The organism is Rudaea sp. (assembly GCF_036560865.1).
Taxonomy (GTDB): domain Bacteria; phylum Pseudomonadota; class Gammaproteobacteria; order Xanthomonadales; family Rhodanobacteraceae; genus Rudaea.
Map to the genome: position 1 here is coordinate 1 of NZ_DATBQK010000131.1, position 15,348 is coordinate 15,348.

Annotated in this window: 15 protein-coding genes; 11 read left to right on the forward strand and 4 right to left on the reverse strand. The window is 61.5% G+C overall.

Annotated elements, in window-relative coordinates; translation table 11 throughout:
* Window positions 1-450 precede the first annotated feature (450 nt).
* Together VIE67_RS12650 and VIE67_RS12655 are read left to right on the forward strand one after the other, a co-directional pair.
* The gene (locus VIE67_RS12650) at window positions 451-1,224 is read left to right on the forward strand and encodes a hypothetical protein (protein WP_332026767.1); all 774 of its coding nucleotides are present in this window, start codon (window positions 451-453) and stop codon (window positions 1,222-1,224) included.
* A gap of 81 nt (window positions 1,225-1,305) precedes the next feature.
* Window positions 1,306-2,361 carry a hypothetical protein gene (locus tag VIE67_RS12655; RefSeq protein WP_332026769.1) on the forward strand — a complete coding sequence of 352 codons (1,056 nt, stop codon included), beginning with the start codon at window positions 1,306-1,308 and terminating at the stop codon, window positions 2,359-2,361.
* Here VIE67_RS12655 and VIE67_RS12660 read toward each other — a convergent pair.
* A complete protein-coding gene (locus tag VIE67_RS12660) occupies window positions 2,339-3,535 on the reverse strand; it encodes a metallophosphoesterase (RefSeq protein WP_332026771.1) in 1,197 nt (398 codons plus the stop codon). The two genes, VIE67_RS12655 and VIE67_RS12660, sit on opposite strands and share 23 nt — an antisense overlap.
* Before the next feature lie 326 nt (window positions 3,536-3,861).
* Between VIE67_RS12660 and VIE67_RS12665 the strand changes: the two genes are divergently transcribed.
* Both VIE67_RS12665 and VIE67_RS12670 read left to right on the forward strand, forming a co-directional pair.
* Window positions 3,862-5,268, forward strand: coding sequence for an alpha/beta hydrolase family protein (locus VIE67_RS12665; RefSeq protein ID WP_332026773.1), 1,407 nt, complete (start codon window positions 3,862-3,864; stop codon window positions 5,266-5,268).
* Complete coding sequence (locus tag VIE67_RS12670) at window positions 5,269-6,060, forward strand: iron chaperone (RefSeq protein WP_332026775.1); 792 nt, start codon at window positions 5,269-5,271, stop codon at window positions 6,058-6,060. It abuts the gene before it with no gap.
* A 166-nt stretch (window positions 6,061-6,226) separates the two neighbouring features.
* Here the strand turns inward: VIE67_RS12670 and VIE67_RS12675 are convergent, their stop codons facing one another.
* On the reverse strand, window positions 6,227-6,961 hold the full coding sequence (locus tag VIE67_RS12675; protein ID WP_332026777.1) for an energy transducer TonB: 735 nt from the start codon (window positions 6,959-6,961) through the stop codon (window positions 6,227-6,229).
* A gap of 281 nt (window positions 6,962-7,242) precedes the next feature.
* Here VIE67_RS12675 and VIE67_RS12680 point away from each other — a divergent pair, with 281 nt between their 5' ends.
* The 5 genes from VIE67_RS12680 (at window position 7,243) to VIE67_RS12700 (ending at window position 11,743) form a co-directional block, all read left to right on the forward strand.
* Window positions 7,243-8,310: a hypothetical protein gene (locus VIE67_RS12680; protein ID WP_332026779.1), complete on the forward strand. Its 1,068-nt coding sequence runs from the start codon at window positions 7,243-7,245 to the stop codon at window positions 8,308-8,310.
* 177 nt (window positions 8,311-8,487) lie between these two features.
* Window positions 8,488-9,501, forward strand: a complete 1,014-nt coding sequence (locus tag VIE67_RS12685) for a D-alanine--D-alanine ligase family protein (RefSeq protein ID WP_332026781.1) — start codon at window positions 8,488-8,490, stop codon at window positions 9,499-9,501.
* An 86-nt stretch (window positions 9,502-9,587) separates the two neighbouring features.
* Entirely contained in the window at window positions 9,588-10,478 is an 891-nt protein-coding gene (locus tag VIE67_RS12690) for a dienelactone hydrolase family protein (protein ID WP_332026783.1), read from the forward strand.
* A 28-nt stretch (window positions 10,479-10,506) separates the two neighbouring features.
* Window positions 10,507-10,752 (forward strand): hypothetical protein, encoded by a 246-nt coding sequence (locus VIE67_RS12695; RefSeq protein WP_332026785.1) that lies wholly within the window; start codon window positions 10,507-10,509, stop codon window positions 10,750-10,752.
* A gap of 70 nt (window positions 10,753-10,822) precedes the next feature.
* The gene (locus VIE67_RS12700; protein WP_332026876.1) at window positions 10,823-11,743 is read left to right on the forward strand and encodes a M14 family metallopeptidase; all 921 of its coding nucleotides are present in this window, start codon (window positions 10,823-10,825) and stop codon (window positions 11,741-11,743) included.
* A gap of 175 nt (window positions 11,744-11,918) precedes the next feature.
* Here the strand turns inward: VIE67_RS12700 and VIE67_RS12705 are convergent, their stop codons facing one another.
* Together VIE67_RS12705 and VIE67_RS12710 are read right to left on the reverse strand one after the other, a co-directional pair.
* Complete coding sequence (locus VIE67_RS12705) at window positions 11,919-13,220, reverse strand: metal-dependent hydrolase family protein (protein ID WP_332026787.1); 1,302 nt, start codon at window positions 13,218-13,220, stop codon at window positions 11,919-11,921.
* 143 nt (window positions 13,221-13,363) lie between these two features.
* Complete coding sequence (locus VIE67_RS12710) at window positions 13,364-13,909, reverse strand: peroxiredoxin (RefSeq protein WP_332026789.1); 546 nt, start codon at window positions 13,907-13,909, stop codon at window positions 13,364-13,366.
* Window positions 13,910-14,331: 422 nt separating this feature from the next.
* Here VIE67_RS12710 and msrB point away from each other — a divergent pair, with 422 nt between their 5' ends.
* Window positions 14,332-14,781, forward strand: coding sequence for a peptide-methionine (R)-S-oxide reductase MsrB (gene msrB / locus VIE67_RS12715; RefSeq protein WP_332026791.1), 450 nt, complete (start codon window positions 14,332-14,334; stop codon window positions 14,779-14,781).
* Window positions 14,778-15,302, forward strand: a complete 525-nt coding sequence (msrA, locus tag VIE67_RS12720; RefSeq protein ID WP_332026793.1) for a peptide-methionine (S)-S-oxide reductase MsrA — start codon at window positions 14,778-14,780, stop codon at window positions 15,300-15,302. Before msrB ends, msrA begins: the two co-directional genes overlap by 4 nt.
* The last annotated feature ends 46 nt before the right edge of the window (window positions 15,303-15,348 follow it).

Genomic DNA, 15,348 nt, shown 5'->3' on the forward strand with positions numbered 1-15,348 from the left:
TGCGTGCGAGCAGTGGAATGTATTGAATCACGGTCTTCTCCTCATAGTGGAAGGCGGGGTCCGTTTCTCCCCACTCCTTGAGACGGTCCTTTCGGACTCACGGAAGGCCGCTCAAAGTAGTTAATTCATCGAGGGCGCATCGAGGTTCATCGCCAGCGTATTCGGTTTATTTTGTGTTCAGCGCGCTGGGCTGCCAGCCCAGCTCACATCGTGAGGCACCAGCGCCGACCGCTTTTTAAAATGCTGGGCTTGGCAGCCCAGCCTACGTGCTGAAAAGCCCAGCGTTCGCAAGGATGCTCGGTGGGCGAGCTTCCACCCGCCGCTGTAGCTTCTCGCTTCCATGGACGAGACAGAAAACGCATTTTTGACCCTCTTTCGATGTAATCCTTGCTTGCGTTGCCTTAATCTAGGCAAAAGCTGACACTGTCGCGTTGAGGGGAGAAGTGTGCCGTGTCGGAATCTGTGCCGGAACGTAACCCAATACCCGCTGGAGCGCCTTCCGGCGGATTGCACGAACATCGCCTCGTCGGCATTCGCCTGTTCCGGCGCCTGCTCGTATACCACGCGCTACTTGCGACCTGCCTGGTGCTGGCCTCGGTCGCGTTTCCCGATTTCAGCCGTGAACTTCCGATTGGTGGCGTCAAGCAACTGGTCGAAGGGGGGGTGGTTGTACGCAAGAACGAGAAGACCGAGCTGGCCACGGGTTCCGCCGAAGCGGGCCACCTCGATGGCTCTCCTTCGGCCACCAATGCGGTGGACCGCTTCAGCTCCGCGCGTCAGCTGTCCATCATCCTTGTCGGAATCTGGTTGCTGATGTTGCCGGTCTCCTGGGTGCACAAGGGTATCCATCGCTCCAATGTCCACGATCATTCGCTCGACGAGGCCGTGCTGATTCTGCCGGGCATCGTCGCTGCCCTCGTGCTGGTCGTCCAGCACAGCCTGGCACTGGCCTTCAGTCTGGCGGGCATCGTTGCCGGTGTGCAGTTCCGACGAGCGCTGCAGGATACGTTTGATGCCCTCTTCATCCTGGTGGCAATCGGCGCCGGTATCGCGGCAGGAATACGGGCTCTGGAGATCGCCGCCGTGCTGACGGTTTTCTTCACCTACTCGACGCTCTATGTCAATTACTTCGGCGATGGCCTCGAGTCGGACTTCCAGGCCAGGAAAAAAGAGGAAAAGAAACGGCGCAAGCATGCGGATCAGCAGGACGACGACGCGGATTGATTGAGCCGCTTGTGGTCATCTCCGAAGGAACCGAAAAAAATGTACGCGATAGCTGAAGATCCGAAGTCGAAGATCGCCCTTGTGCTGGCCGGGTTGCTTTTCGCCGCACACCCGGCGCTCTGGTCGGGAACCGCATGCGCCAAACCCGCGGGCGCAGATCAGGAAAAACCGGCAAACGTTTTTGCCACCGACGCCACGCTGTCGCTGAAGCTTACCGGGCCGTGGCGGGATTTCATGCACGACAAGAGTGCGAAGAAGAAGTATTCGGGGACGCTCGAGTACGTCGATGAAAGCGGGGCGAAGCATTCCATGCCGGTGGCGTTCGAGGCGCGCGGCCACAACCGCCTGAAGGTCTGCAAGCTCCCTGGAATCAAGCTGATCTTCCAAAAAGGAGCCGTCGAGGGCACGCCGTTTCACGGCGAAACGTCGCTCAAGCTGTCGACGCATTGCAGCAGCGGTGAACGTTGGGAACAGTACGTCGTCAAGGAGATGCTGGCCTACCATATCTACAACCTGGTGACGGAGCGCAGCTTCAAGGTGCGGGCGTTATCGGTCTCCTACGTCGACAGCGCCGATCCCTCGCCCGACGCGCCGCATTTCGGTTTTCTGATCGAGCACGATTCCGCGATGGCCAAGCGCAATCACCTCAAGAAGCTCGACATGCCGAAAATTGCGCTGGACCAGCTGGAGCCGCTGGAGGCCAGCCGGTTCGCGCTGTTCGAGTACCTGATCGGCAACACGGACTTCGCGCAGCTGAGCGGTCCCACGCCCGACCGCTGCTGCCACAACAGCGTATTGATCGGCGAAAACCCGCAATCGAAGTTGTACACCGTGCCCTATGACTTCGACTCGTCCGGCCTGGTCGACGCGCAATATGCGGTGCCCAATGCGATCCTCAAAATCAGCAGTAACCGCGAACGCCTGTTCCGGGGATTCTGCGCCTACAACGCAACGCTGCAGACGGCGCGCGGCGAAATCCTGCGGCTCGAACCGAAGATATTGGAACTTGCGCGCGCGGAAAGTCGCCTCACGGCCGACAGCAGGGAAGCGGTGACCAACTACCTGACGAAAGGTTTCGAACTGTTGCGCGACGACGCGAAGTTCGCCCGCGACGTCACGGAGAAATGCCGCAAATAGGCAGTGCCGCCGCTGCCGGCGCGTTCGCCGGATCGGCGTCGGCCTGCGTGGTCTCTGGCGCGATGTTCGTGTCGTTGCCATGCGCCTGCTCCAAGGCCGACAGTTGCTTCTGCAGACCCGTGTTTCCCGGTTGCAGGGCAATGACCTGTTTCAGGTAGTCGATGCGCGAGGCATCGTCGGACGGCAGCCGGATTTTGCCTGACGCATAGCCGGCAAAGAGCCCGTCTTTTGTCTCTTCCAGCCAGGCCACATGACCTCCGTAGTAGGCGCTCATGCCAGTGTCGATCTGGATCACTCGTCCGGAGTAGCGCGGCCAGATCGCGCCAGCGGTCGGCGTGTGTGCGATCACCATATGTTTCGCGCCAAGATGATCAAGGATCGCCTGTACCGATTCCGGCGCTGCGACCGGCTCGAAACCGGCCAGGCCCCGATACCAGAGCGGGCCATTCGGATCGGTCAGCACGCTCGGCGTCGCCGGATCGCTCGCGCGCAACGCCGTGCGTGCCATCTCGGTCAGCGACGCCAGGCTGTTCTGGCAGTAGGCGCCACTGATGCCGCCGTGGAGAAAAACGAGGTCGTTGATCTGGATCGAAACGTCGTCCTGCAGCGCCCACTCGTAGTACTCGCCTTTCGGATTCCACTTCGGGTTCCAGGCGCGCTGATGCTCGACCCAACCGAGCGGGTGGCTGGCGTTCCACGTATCACGGAAATCGCCCGGCAACTGCGCAAATCGCTCCGGTTCGCGCGCCTTGATATCGGCCAGCATTTTCGCGTAGTAGGCGTCGCGCCATTCTTTCGAGTCGCGGCCGGCAAGTTCGGCGTAGTCGCCGGCGCTGACATAGCGCAAGTCGCCATAGGTGTTCATCGCCTCGTGGTTACCGAGCAACGTGTGTACCTGGCCGCCTTTCGAGCGCGCCTGCGCGACCAGCTTTTTCAGATGCGCAATGATCTTGGACGCGTCGTCACCGCGATCCGGAACATCGCCGAGCTGCACGAGGTGGGTCTCTCCAGCGATCCACTGGCCCCGCGCGTTGATGATGCCGGCGGCCTGCAGCACTTTAAGGTAGTTTGCGTAGTCGCCATGCAGATCGCCGATCGCGACGACGCGATCAACGTGATCCCAGTGGTAATCGTCGATCTTGGTCGGCGCCGCCAATAGGTTCTGGCACTGCACTGCCGCGCACAGCAGTACTACGGATGTGAACCATTGACCCTTTGCAAGCCGGGCCGACGCCTTCGCAGACGAACGAAAACACGAATGGCGAATGGTCATGGCGCCCTCTTGGAAAGCTGCATCGAGAGCACGCCGAAGCGATTTGCCTTGGACGGTTTATTTGGCATCTGCCGCCATGATACGCCCAACAACGGAGTCCGAGAGGGGAAGAGGTTGGACTCTGAATCGGGCGGCTACGATGCGGGCCCCGTGACCTTGTGCACTGGAGCAAGTCCTTGCGCAAAAGATAACGTAACGATCCCAGGTTGTTGTGTGGGATTTTTACGATGAACACGATCCAGTCATGGCGGCATCGCCGCTTTCGCACCTTCATCGCTCCGATGTTCGGCGTGATCGGTCTGCTGGCCACCGTGGCTTGCGCGCGGGCCGAGGCGGCGCGGGCCGGCGACGGCAAGCCCGACTGCCATGTCGGTATCTATCAATTGCGCGACGGTGGCTTCGTCGATATCGGCGCGTCCGACAACGATCACCTGCGCTGGCGGCGCAAGGATGGCACCACGGGCCTGCTCGCCGCGGACAAGGACGGAACCTGGACGAGCACGCTGGGGTGGACCGAACGGCCAGACGGCAAACACGTGTCGTTCGACGATTGCAGCACGGGACGGATCGCGTTCGACGGCGTGCCGGGCCAGCGCGTCGCGCTCGACGTGACCGAGACGACGTTCGACGGCGCGGGCGTGCGTCTCGCCGGGCGGCTCGTCATGCCCAAGGGCCACGGCAAGCTGCCCATCGTCGTGATCGTGCACGGCTCGGAAGATTCGTCGGCGCTCAACAACTACCCGATACAGCGTCAGTTGCCGACCGAAAACATCGGCGTGTTCGTGTACGACAAACGCGGCACGGGCAACTCGACCGGCGTCTACACGCAAAACTATTTGCTGCTTGCGAATGATGCGATCGCCGCGGTGAAAGAGGCGAAGCGCCTCGCCGGCAACCGAGCCGGCAAAGTCGGTTATCAGGGCACCAGTCAGGGCGGATGGGTGGCGCCGCTGGCGGCGAAGATTGATCCGGTCGATTTCATCATCGTCGGCTACGGCCTCGCCGTCTCGCCGATCGAGGAGGACCGCGAGGCCATCGCGCTCGACATGACACACGAGGGTTACGATGCGCAGGTGATGACCAAGGCGATGCAGGTCGCCGATGCCATCGCGAACATCATTCGCAGCGATTTTCGCGCCGGTTTCGACCGGCTCGCGGCGCTGCGCGACCAGTACGGCGGCGAAGCGTGGTTCAAGCACGTGCACGGCGATATCGCTTTTTATCTGATCGAGAACCCCGAGGCGCAGGTGCGCGAGAAAGGACCGGCGCTGCTCGCCGGCATCCCGGCCGACTACGATCCGATGCCGGTACTGCGCAATCTCGACATCCCGCAATTGTGGATACTCGGCGGAGAAGACCGCGACGCGCCGAGCGCCGAGACCGCACGCCGTCTGCGCGAACTGATCTCTCGCGGCAAGCCGATCACGCTGGCTGTCTTTCCGCACGCGGAACACGGCATCTACGAATTTGAAATGACGCCTGACGGCAAGCGCGTCGACACGCGCAATTCGGACGGCTATTTCGCGATGATGCGCGACCTCATCAGCAACGGAAAAGTGAGCGGCGCCTATGGCAACAGCACCATCGTCGCAGCCCACGCGGCGCTGCCGCGCTCAGCCAGCGCGCAGCCATGATTGAAAAAGAGTCGGGTTTATTTTCCGATTGCTGCGATCCTGCGAGCAATTTGCTCCGCGTCCGGGAGCGGGGCCGAGGTTTCACCGAGTTATCATGCGTCAACGGGAAGTTTTGAATCCGTTCGGGCTGAGCGTAGCGCTGCAGGCGCGAAGTCGAAGCCCGCTGGTGATGCACTTCGAATTCGCCGCTTCACGGCGCAGCCTGTCCTGAGCAAAGTCGAAGGGCTCAGTGCGAACGGTGACATCGAATCGCCGAATCGAACGGTAAAACTACAAATCACCGGATCATGTAAGGAGTTTCTTATGAGCCAACCAGCAAAGAAAAGCACGCGCAAATCCGTCAAGAGCGCCAGCGCGAGCGGCAAAACGTCCAAGGGATTCACGGACGCCGAGCGCGACGCGATGAAGGCGCGCGTCCAGGAGCTGAAGGCAGAGGCGCGCGCGAACAAGAACAAGGCGGAAGGGGAAAGCGCGGCACTCGCGGCGATCGCCGCGATGAAGGAACCGGATCGCGGCCTGGCGAAACGGGTGCATGCCATCGTCACAGCCAGCGCGCCAAACCTCTCGCCGAAAACCTGGTATGGAATGCCCGCGTATACCAAGGACGACAAGGTCGTCTGTTTTTTTCAGAGCGCACAGAAGTTCGGCACGCGGTACGCAACGCTCGGCTTCAGCGCCACGGCGAAACTCGACGACGGCGTCATGTGGCCGGTCGCCTTCGCGCTGAAGGAGTTGAACGCCGCAGAAGAGGCAAGGATCAGCGCACTGGTGAAGAAAGCCGTGGGTTCATAGGATGGGTTGAGCGAGGCGATACCCATCATATGCCTCAGTGTTGGGTATCGCTTCGCTCAACCCAACCTACAGTGCTCAATCCCTCCACGAATTTCATTTACGGCAACGCAGACGAAAACGGCGCGCCCGCTGGGGCGCGCCGTCGCATCCATCATCTGTCGAGTAACTACTGGTCGAGGCGATAGCTGACCGGCACCTGGACGCTGGCGACGATCGGCTGACCGTCATGCAGCGCCGGTGAGAACGTCCAGCGACGCACTTCGTTCGAAGCGGCACGGTCGAGAATGCTGTAGCCACTGCGCCGAACGACGCGCGCGTCGCTGACGTGGCCATTCACATCGACTTGTGCCAGCACCAGCACAGTGCCCTGTTCGCGCGTGCGCAGCGCCTGCGCCGGATAGACCGGCTGCGGACGCGTCGCGAGCACGACCTGGCGATCGATCTTCGCAACGACCGGGGCCGACTTCGCCGGCTTGGTGGCCTTCGCCAGCCTGGCCTTCGGCTTCGCGGCTGGCGCCCGCATTTGCTCGGGCTTCGGGTGCACGGTGACGATGATGTCGGGCTCGCTGTTGCTGGCGGTCTGCGCGACCGGCGTCGCGGAATCCGGGTCGCTGCCATTGGTGGCAAGCGAAGCCGATCCGTGCGTGGCCGCCTCGTTCGTCGCGGAGACCGGCGGCGAGGCCGCGCCCAGCGCGTCGCGTTGGCCCTGGTGATAGAAGAACCAGGCGCTCGCTGCGAACAGCAACGCCATCAGCACGGCGAGCATTGGGATCATTGCGGAGCGTTCGGCAGGCACGACATCATTGGCAAGTGCTGCACTATCGAGTGCAGCATGATTTGGTGAAGCACGATCGGCCGTCGTGGAACGCGCGGGCACAGTGGACTGTTTAAATTGAGCCATGTTGCCTCTCCTCAAGAAGTGGGATGCTGCTAACACGTCCTACCCCTGAGCGGCGAGCTTGGCACGGCGCCGGCTCGACAACGTTTGAATTTCGTTATGGCCGCGTGTTCAGGCGACGCTTGTTCAGGCTGCGGACAGCCCCAGGAGAAAGGGCCAGAGTGCGGTTTCTAGCTCTCGCTTATCGGAAACTGTAATCTGATCCCGGTTCTTGGCCCTGTTTTTGGTGTGCCCGAGCAGCAGCTGCCCCGCAGCCCTCGCCCAGGAGTGGAGGACGAAGCGAAATGCCCGACGGACAGGATGCTGCGAAGGTACCGATCGATCCGGCCGCGAGGCCGGCGCCCGATCTGGCGACGATCCCCGAAAACGAACTGCTTGGCTTGCGCCTGTCGGAGCTGCCGGTGCGGATCGAAGGCACGTGGCTCGAGGCCCGCGTCGCGCAGCTGCACCACGAGCTCAAGGCAAGAAACATCCTGTTCGAACCGCGCTGCTATCTGGCCGATGAATGGCTGACACCCGAGGGCGAGCCGGTGATCGGCGTTCCGTTCTATCTGGCGCATCCGCGGCTGATCGAGCTGCAGAAGAAGATGATGCTCGAAGCCGAAGGCGACACCAACGACTGGTGCATGAAGCTGCTGCGCCACGAAGCCGGCCATGCACTCAGCTATGCGTTTGATCTCAATCGCCGGCGCAGTTGGCAGCGCGTGTTCGGACGTTCGTCCGAAGCCTACGAGGAAACCTATCGCTTTCGCCCGTACAGCAAAAGCTTCGTGCGTCACCTCGACTACTACTACGCGCAGTACCACCCGGACGAGGATTTCGTCGAGACCTTCGCGGTCTGGCTGACACCGGGACTGGACTGGCGCAAGAAATACGCCGGCTGGAAGGCGCTCGACAAACTGATCTTTGTCGACAAGCTGATGGCGAGCATCGCCGGCAAGCCGCCGCTGCGCGCCAGCGGCCGCCAGTTGTGGAAGATCACGACCATCCGCAGCACGCTCAAGCGCTATTACCAGAAGCGCCGCGTCGCCGAAGCCGAGGATTTTCCGGATTTTCACGACGACAATTTACGCCGCATGTTCAGCGAGGGCAGGGCGAAGGGCGAAACACAGCGCCCGGTCGCCAAGTTGCTGCAGTCGCACCGCAAGTCGCTGCTGGCGACGGTATCGAGCTGGACCGGCGAGCAACGCTTCATGGTCAACGAGGTATACAAAGCGGTTCTCCAGCGCAGTCGGGCGTTGCGCCTGGTCACCGAGGATGCGGACACAGTGGCAGTGTTGCAGCTTGCGACCTATCTGACGACGCTGATGATGAACTACCGTTACACGACCCGCCTGCGAGGGAAGCTCTAGTGTGGTGTCCAACAAGAAACTCAACGATATCCGTTCGCCCTGAGCCCTTCGACTTTGCTCAGGACAGGCTGCGCGCCGCAGGCGCGAAGTCGAAGGGCATCAGCCGTTTCGACTTCGCCCGCTACGCGAGCTACGCTCAACGCGAACGGCAAACAAATTGCGGAACTCCGCACTGACATGGCCACGCGTGTGCTGATGGTTTTCGATCTGCCGTATGCGGTGAAGCCCGGCTACGACTACGCCGCGGAATTCGCCGATCCGGACGGAAGCTATACCGAGAACGATGTTTACCAGGCGCTGCTCGAATGCGGCTACGAGGTCCATCGTCTGAGCCTGTACGACGACGTGCGGCCGCTGCTCGACGCGGTGCGCGACCTCAGGCCAGAAGTGATCTTCAATCTCTGCGAGACCTTCCACGAGATCACGCATTGGGACAAGAACATCCTCGCGGTGATGGAGCTGCTCGGCATCCCGTGCACCGGCGCCACATCGAGTTCACTGTTCCTGTGCAACGACAAGGGGCTGTGCAAGAAGATCCTGCGCTTCCACCGTGTGCGCACGCCGCGCTTCCATGCCTTCTACCGCGGCCACAAGGTGTGGCTTCCGAAAACGCTGAAGTTGCCGTGCATCATCAAGCCGTTGACCGAGGAAGCCTCGCGCGGGATTTCGCAGGCCTCGATCGTCGACGACGAAAAGAGCTTTCTCGCCCGCGTGCAGATGATCCACGAACGCATGAATCTGGATGCGATCGCCGAGGAGTACATCGACGGGCGCGAGCTGTATGTCAGCATCATCGGCGACCACGCGCTGCGCATGCTGCCCGCGCGCGAGATGACCTTTGGGCAAATGGCGGAAGACGAACCGCGCATCGCCACGTACAAGGCCAAGTGGGACGACGCCTATCGCAAGCGCTGGGGCATCAACAACCATTTCGCGAAGACGCTGGAACCGGAACTGCAGAAACGCATCGCCGATGTCTGCAAGCGTGCCTATCGCGCTCTCAACATCCGCAGCTATGCGCGCTTCGACCTGCGCGTGACGGCATCCGGCCAGGTCTACGTGATCGAGCCCAACGTCAATCCCTGCATCGCGAAGGACGATGAGCTTGCTCAATCGGCGCTGAAGGCTGGCATCAGCTACCCAAGCCTGATCCGCAAAGTGGTCAATCAGGCGCTGCGCCGAAAGGGCTGAAGAAATATGGAGAACATTTCGTGCCTCTGCAATTTCCAACGGCAACACCCGGTCGCTTTCTATCGGGCACAGACCAGGAGTCGCCAATGACCCGCAAGACCGCCAACGATTTTCATCCGCAAGCGCTGAAGCTGTTCGATCAGTATGTGCATGGACAATTGTCGCGGCGCGACTTTCTGCAGCGCGTGGCAGGATTCGCCGCAGCGGGCGTGACGGCCGAGGGGTTGTTGGCGGCGTTGAGTCCGCGTTTTGCCGAGGCGACGCAGGTGAAGGTCGATGACGCGCGCATCAAGGCGCACTTTGTGGAATTTCCTTCGCCGAAAGGCTATGGCAAGGCGCGCGTCTACCTCGCGCAGCCGGCCAAGGCCAAAGGCAAACTGCCGACGGTGCTGGTGGCGCACGAAAATCGCGGGCTCAATCCGCATATCGAAGACATCGCACGGCGGCTCGCGCTAGCCGGCTTCATCGCATTCGCGCCCGATGCGCTGTTTCCTCTCGGTGGCTATCCCGGTGACGAGGACAAGGCGCGCGAACTGTTCGGCAAACTGGATCAGGCCAAGACGCATGAGGATTTCCTTGCGGCGGAGGATTATCTGAAACACCTGCCCGAAGGAAACGGCAAGGTGGGTGTGGTCGGTTTCTGCTACGGCGGCGGCATCGCCAATTTTCTGGCGACACGCGTGTCGGATCTGGCCGCGGCAGTTCCGTTCTATGGCGCGCAGCCTTCGGCGGAAGATGCCGCGAAGATCAAGGCGCAGCTGCAGCTGCACTACGCGGAAAAAGATGAGCGCATCACCTCTGGCTGGCCGGCCTACGAGCAGGCGCTCAAAGCCGCGGGCGTGAAATATCAGGCGTACATTTACCCCGGCGTGGAGCACGGCTTCAACAACGACACCACGCCGCGCTACGACGAGGCTGCGGCAAAGCTTGCATGGCAGCGCACGATCGAGTTTTTCAACAAGCATTTGAGAACCTGATTCCTTAGGTCGGGCTGACGAGCTCAGCTTGATCAATTCGAGTCTGCGTATCTGCCATCACCGAATGCTGGAATATCAGGGGTCAGAGTACGCGAAGCAGTTGACCGGAAGGTCGTTACAATGGCCAAGAACCTTCTACACGCTGAAAGGGGAGTCGATGCGCATCGCAAGCGTGGGTCATGCGGTCTTTGCGGCGACCATGATCGGCCTCGGAATCCTCGGCCTGATCAAAGGCGATTGGATTCCTACCGCGACGTGCCTTGGCTCGCCGTGAACAAGCGCTGGCACAAGTGCTCTGACCTCGTGCTAGATTCAAGATGCCTTCGATTTGCGAGCGAGAGATGATGACATCCGAAACCTATCCGATCGGCACGCATGGACAGCCGTGGGGACCTGCGGAAGTTGCTGTATGGCAGGCGCGTCAGTCGCGCAAGCGCAGCTACGCCGCTGATGTATTGACGGTGATCGATCGGCTGCGTGGGCGTTTCGATGTCGTCGAGTACGGACACCTCGACTATGCGCCGGATAGGTATCCGCTATTTGCGATCCGCAGCCGCAACTGGAACGATGCGCTGCCGACCGCGTTGATCACGGGCGGTGTGCACGGCTATGAAACGAGCGGCGTGCACGGTGCCTTGCAGTTCGTGGACTTGCACGCGGCGAGCTATGCGGGCCGCGTCAACCTGCTCGTCGCGCCGTGCGTCAGCCCTTGGGCCTATGAGCGGATTCACCGCTGGAATCCGCAGGCGCTCGATCCGAATCGTTCCTTCCGCGACAACAGCCCGGCGCTCGAGTCGGCAGCGCTGATGAAACTCGTCGCGCCGCTACGCGGCCGCTTCGTCGTGCATGTCGATCTGCACGAAACCACCGACAGCGACGAGTCCGAATTCCGCCCGGCGCTGGCGGCGCGCGACGGTAAACCCTACGAGCCCGGCGAGATTCCCGACGGCTTCTATCTGGTCGACGACAGCGAGAATCCACAACCCGAATTCCAGCAGGCGGTGATCGCGGCGGTGGCGAAGATCACGCACATCGCGCCGGCGGATGCCAAAGGCGAGATCATCGGCTCGACCGTGGTCTCGCCCGGTGTGATCCGCTATGCGTTCAAGCGGCTTGGCCTGTGTGCGAGCATCAGCGGCGCGCCGTACACGACGACCACCGAGGTGTATCCAGACAGCCCACGCGCGACCGCGGAACAATGCAACGCCGCGCAGGTGGCGGCGGTATGCGCGGCCATTGACTACGCGTTGGCGCGCAAGCAATAACAGGAGCCGGCCACGCTCGTTTTCGGTTTTCGCGTCAGGAAAATACCTGTAGGCTGGGCTGACAAGCCCAGCTTGTTTCGCAAAGCCGCCGATCGTAGTTGGCCAAACGCCGCGTGAGTGCTGGGCTTTGCAGCCCAGCCTACGGAACCCAGCCTGCGGGACCCAACGGTCGCCTTCAATCCATCCGTACCTTCGCGCCATGCTTCATCACCATCAACGGATGTTCCGTTGCGCGGATGTTCTTGAGCACATCGCCGGGCACGGCCACGATGTCGGCGTACTTGCCAGCTTCGAGGGTGCCGGTGTCGGCGTCGATGCCGAGCAGTTTCGCCGAGCCCTGGCTGCTGGTCATCAGCGCGGTGGCGGGCGTCATGCCGAGATCGACGTAGTCGCCGAACTCCTCGGCGTTCATGCCGTGCGGATACACCGCCGCATCGGTGCCGAACGCAATCAGCACGCCGACTTTCAGCGCGTTCTTCATCATCTCGCCGTGTGCGGCGGCGGCCGCGCGCGCCTTGGCGGCGATCTTCGGCGGATAGGTATCGGCTTTCTTGTTGACCCATAGCTGGGTCATGCGCGTCGGCACGAGGTAGACACCTTTCTGCTTCATCAGCTGCAGCGTCGGCACGGTGAGAAAGCTGCCGTGCTCGATCGAATCGATGCCGGCCTCGACCGCCTGCTTCGCGGCCAGATCCCCGTGCGCGTGCGCGGCGACCTTGCGCTTCCATGCGTGCGCTTCGCTCATGATCGCGGACAGTTCAGCGGGGGTGAGCTGCGGCACGTCGACCGGATCGGATTCCGACAGCACGCCGCCCGAGGCGCAGATCTTGATCCAGTCGGCGCCGTATTTCATCTGCTCGCGCACCGCCTGTCGACATGATTCCGGACCGTTGCAGACACCTTCGAGCGTACCCGACGGCTTCATGCGGTCGGGCGGCACGGGCGGGCTGTCGCAGTGGCCGCCGGTCGAGCCGATCGCGTGGCCGACGACGAACATGGTCGGACCTTCGGCGAGACCATCCTTGATCGCGTTGCGCAGGGCGACGTCGATGAAATCGCTGCTGCCGACATCGCGCACGGTAGTGACGCCCGCGCGCAGCGTCGTGCGCGCGTTGGCCCCCGCATGGAATGCCTGCTCTGGCACTGAGCGCAGCGTGTCCTCATAGAAGGCTTTCGCCCAGTTGTCGTCGTGGTCCGATGTGATATGGGTGTGCGCGTCGATGTAGCCGGGCACGAGCGTCGCATCGCCAAGATCGATTACTTTCGCGTCAGCAGGAATCGCCGCGTCCTTGCCGACCGCGACGATGCGCTCGTTCTTGACCACGAGGATGCCGGGCGAGGTGAGCGTGCCGCTTTTGCCATCGAACAGGTGCGCGGCCTTCAACACGGTGGTCGTCGGCGCCTTGATCGCGGGGCCTTCCGCGTGAGTCGCAACGGCCAGCATGAGACCTGCGGCAAGCGCGCTGATTCGCAGCATGCTTTTCCCCTCGTTCGAATGAGGAGAAAGTATAGGCGGAAACGCGCGCGCAGCGTCACGTAGGCCAGCTCGGGTGTGAAGGAATCGGGCCAGGCCCGATTCCGTTATCGATACGCCGAGAGGTCAGATCGCAATGCTGTTTCTTACTTCTTGAGCGCCTTCACTGCGCTCAGCATCTCTTTGACGTGACCGTCGGGGCTGAGCGACGAATACGCGTAGGCAATCGAACCCGATGGCGCGATCACATACGACGTGCGGTTGGACCAACCGGGCTTCATCGTCAGCAGGGAATCGTACTCCTTGGCGACTTTTGCGCCTTCGTCGGCAGCGACCGGGAACTTGCCGCTGCAGTGTTCGGTTTCCTTGGAGAAATCGGCCAGCTGATCGACATTGCCCGCGGTGACACCGATGACCGTGGCGTTTTCCGCCTTGAACTGATCGATGGCCTCGGAGAAATTGTGGGCTTCGATGTTGCAGCCGGACGTATGCGCGGCCGGGAAGAAGTAGACCACCACGGGACCCTTCTTCAACGCGTCCGCCAAGTTGAAGGTGAACGGCTGGCCGGCGAGATAGGCCGGCAACACGAAATCGGGCGCCTTTGTGCCGACTTTCAACTCAGCGCTCGCAGGCATCGAGAACGCAACGATGCCGAGCGTGGCGGCGGCAACAAGATTTTTCAGGTACTTCATGGTGGTGACTCCCGAGTGTGGATGGATTGGAACGCTACCGTGCGGGTTCGGAATGGGTGATCATGCAACCAGATACGTTATGTTTCCGCAATGGCCGTACAGAAGTGGCGAAAACCGGCCAGTGTGCCGTGACAACGTACCGAACGGCTGCACAGCGAAGCCTAAGACCTGCCTGAGCACAAAATTCTTGCAGTGAAAAAGTTGAATCCAACCCCATTTCAGAGTCCTGAACCGATTTCGGGAGAAAGAGTGCGTAGGCTGGGCTGCCAAGCCCAGCGATTCCCAGTGATCGTCGCCGGGAAGTGTCGCCATGTGAGCGCTGGGCTTGTCAGCCCAGCCTACGATCCGCGTGTGGGATTTATCGCAATGAAAAAAATTAATCCGGCCCTATTACGGACTTGGCCGTTCCAAGGAGAGAAGTCATGACTCAGTATAGAAAAACCGCAGAGGCGGTGGCGGCGCTGACGCCTGAGCAGTATCGCGTGACGCAGCAAAGCGCCACGGAGCGTCCGGGTACCGGCGCGCTGCTCGATAACAAGGAAGCCGGCATCTATGTCGACATCGTCTCTGGCGAGCCGCTGTTCGCGTCCTCCGACAAATTCGAATCCGGCTGCGGCTGGCCGAGCTTCACCAAGCCGATCGACCATGCGACAGTCAAGGAGCTGAAGGACTCGACGCATGGCATGATTCGCACGGAAGTACGATCGGCGGGCGGCGACAGTCATCTCGGCCACGTGTTCGATGACGGCCCGCGCGATCGCGGCGGTTTGCGTTACTGCATCAACTCCGCGTCGCTGCGCTTCGTGTCTCGCGCGGAAATGGAGGCGCAAGGCTACGGCGCGTACTTGGACCAGGTGGAGGACATCGCATGACTAGCGAACGGGCAATTCTCGCGGGGGGTTGCTTCTGGGGCGTGCAGGAACTGATTCGCAACATGCAGGGTGTGATCTCGACGCGTGTCGGCTATTCCGGCGGCGACGTCAAGAATGCCACGTATCGCAATCACGGCACACACGCCGAGGCGATCGAAGTGGTCTTCGATCCGGCGCAGATGAGTTACCGCCAGCTGCTGGAATTCTTCTTTCAGATCCACGATCCTTCGACGAAGAATCGGCAGGGCAATGATCTGGGCATGAGCTACCGCTCGGCGATCTACTGCACCTCGCCCGAACAGGAGCGCATCGCCGAAAACACTATCGCCGATGTCGACGCATCTGGTCTTTGGCCCGGCAAGGTCGCCACTGAGGTCGAACCGGCCGGCGATTTCTGGGAAGCCGAACCCGAGCACCAGGATTATCTGCAGCACTATCCGACCGGGTATACCTGCCACTTCGCGCGGCCCGGCTGGCGCCTGCCGGTGCGCGCCAAGGCAGCGGCTGCGGCAGGACAGTAAGACGGTTTTGGCTTCATTGCGCAAATGACCCTTTGACGGATCCTGC

Coding starts and splice junctions, on each gene's coding strand:
- VIE67_RS12665 (WP_332026773.1), top strand. CDS start 3,862: ATGAACACGATCCAGTCATGGCGGCATCGCCGCTTTCGCACCTTCATC.
- VIE67_RS12675 (WP_332026777.1), bottom strand. CDS start 6,961: ATGGCTCAATTTAAACAGTCCACTGTGCCCGCGCGTTCCACGACGGCC.
- VIE67_RS12680 (WP_332026779.1), top strand. CDS start 7,243: ATGCCCGACGGACAGGATGCTGCGAAGGTACCGATCGATCCGGCCGCG.
- VIE67_RS12685 (WP_332026781.1), top strand. CDS start 8,488: ATGGCCACGCGTGTGCTGATGGTTTTCGATCTGCCGTATGCGGTGAAG.
- VIE67_RS12690 (WP_332026783.1), top strand. CDS start 9,588: ATGACCCGCAAGACCGCCAACGATTTTCATCCGCAAGCGCTGAAGCTG.
- VIE67_RS12700 (WP_332026876.1), top strand. CDS start 10,823: ATGACATCCGAAACCTATCCGATCGGCACGCATGGACAGCCGTGGGGA.
- VIE67_RS12705 (WP_332026787.1), bottom strand. CDS start 13,220: ATGCTGCGAATCAGCGCGCTTGCCGCAGGTCTCATGCTGGCCGTTGCG.
- VIE67_RS12710 (WP_332026789.1), bottom strand. CDS start 13,909: ATGAAGTACCTGAAAAATCTTGTTGCCGCCGCCACGCTCGGCATCGTT.
- msrB (WP_332026791.1), top strand. CDS start 14,332: ATGACTCAGTATAGAAAAACCGCAGAGGCGGTGGCGGCGCTGACGCCT.
- msrA (WP_332026793.1), top strand. CDS start 14,778: ATGACTAGCGAACGGGCAATTCTCGCGGGGGGTTGCTTCTGGGGCGTG.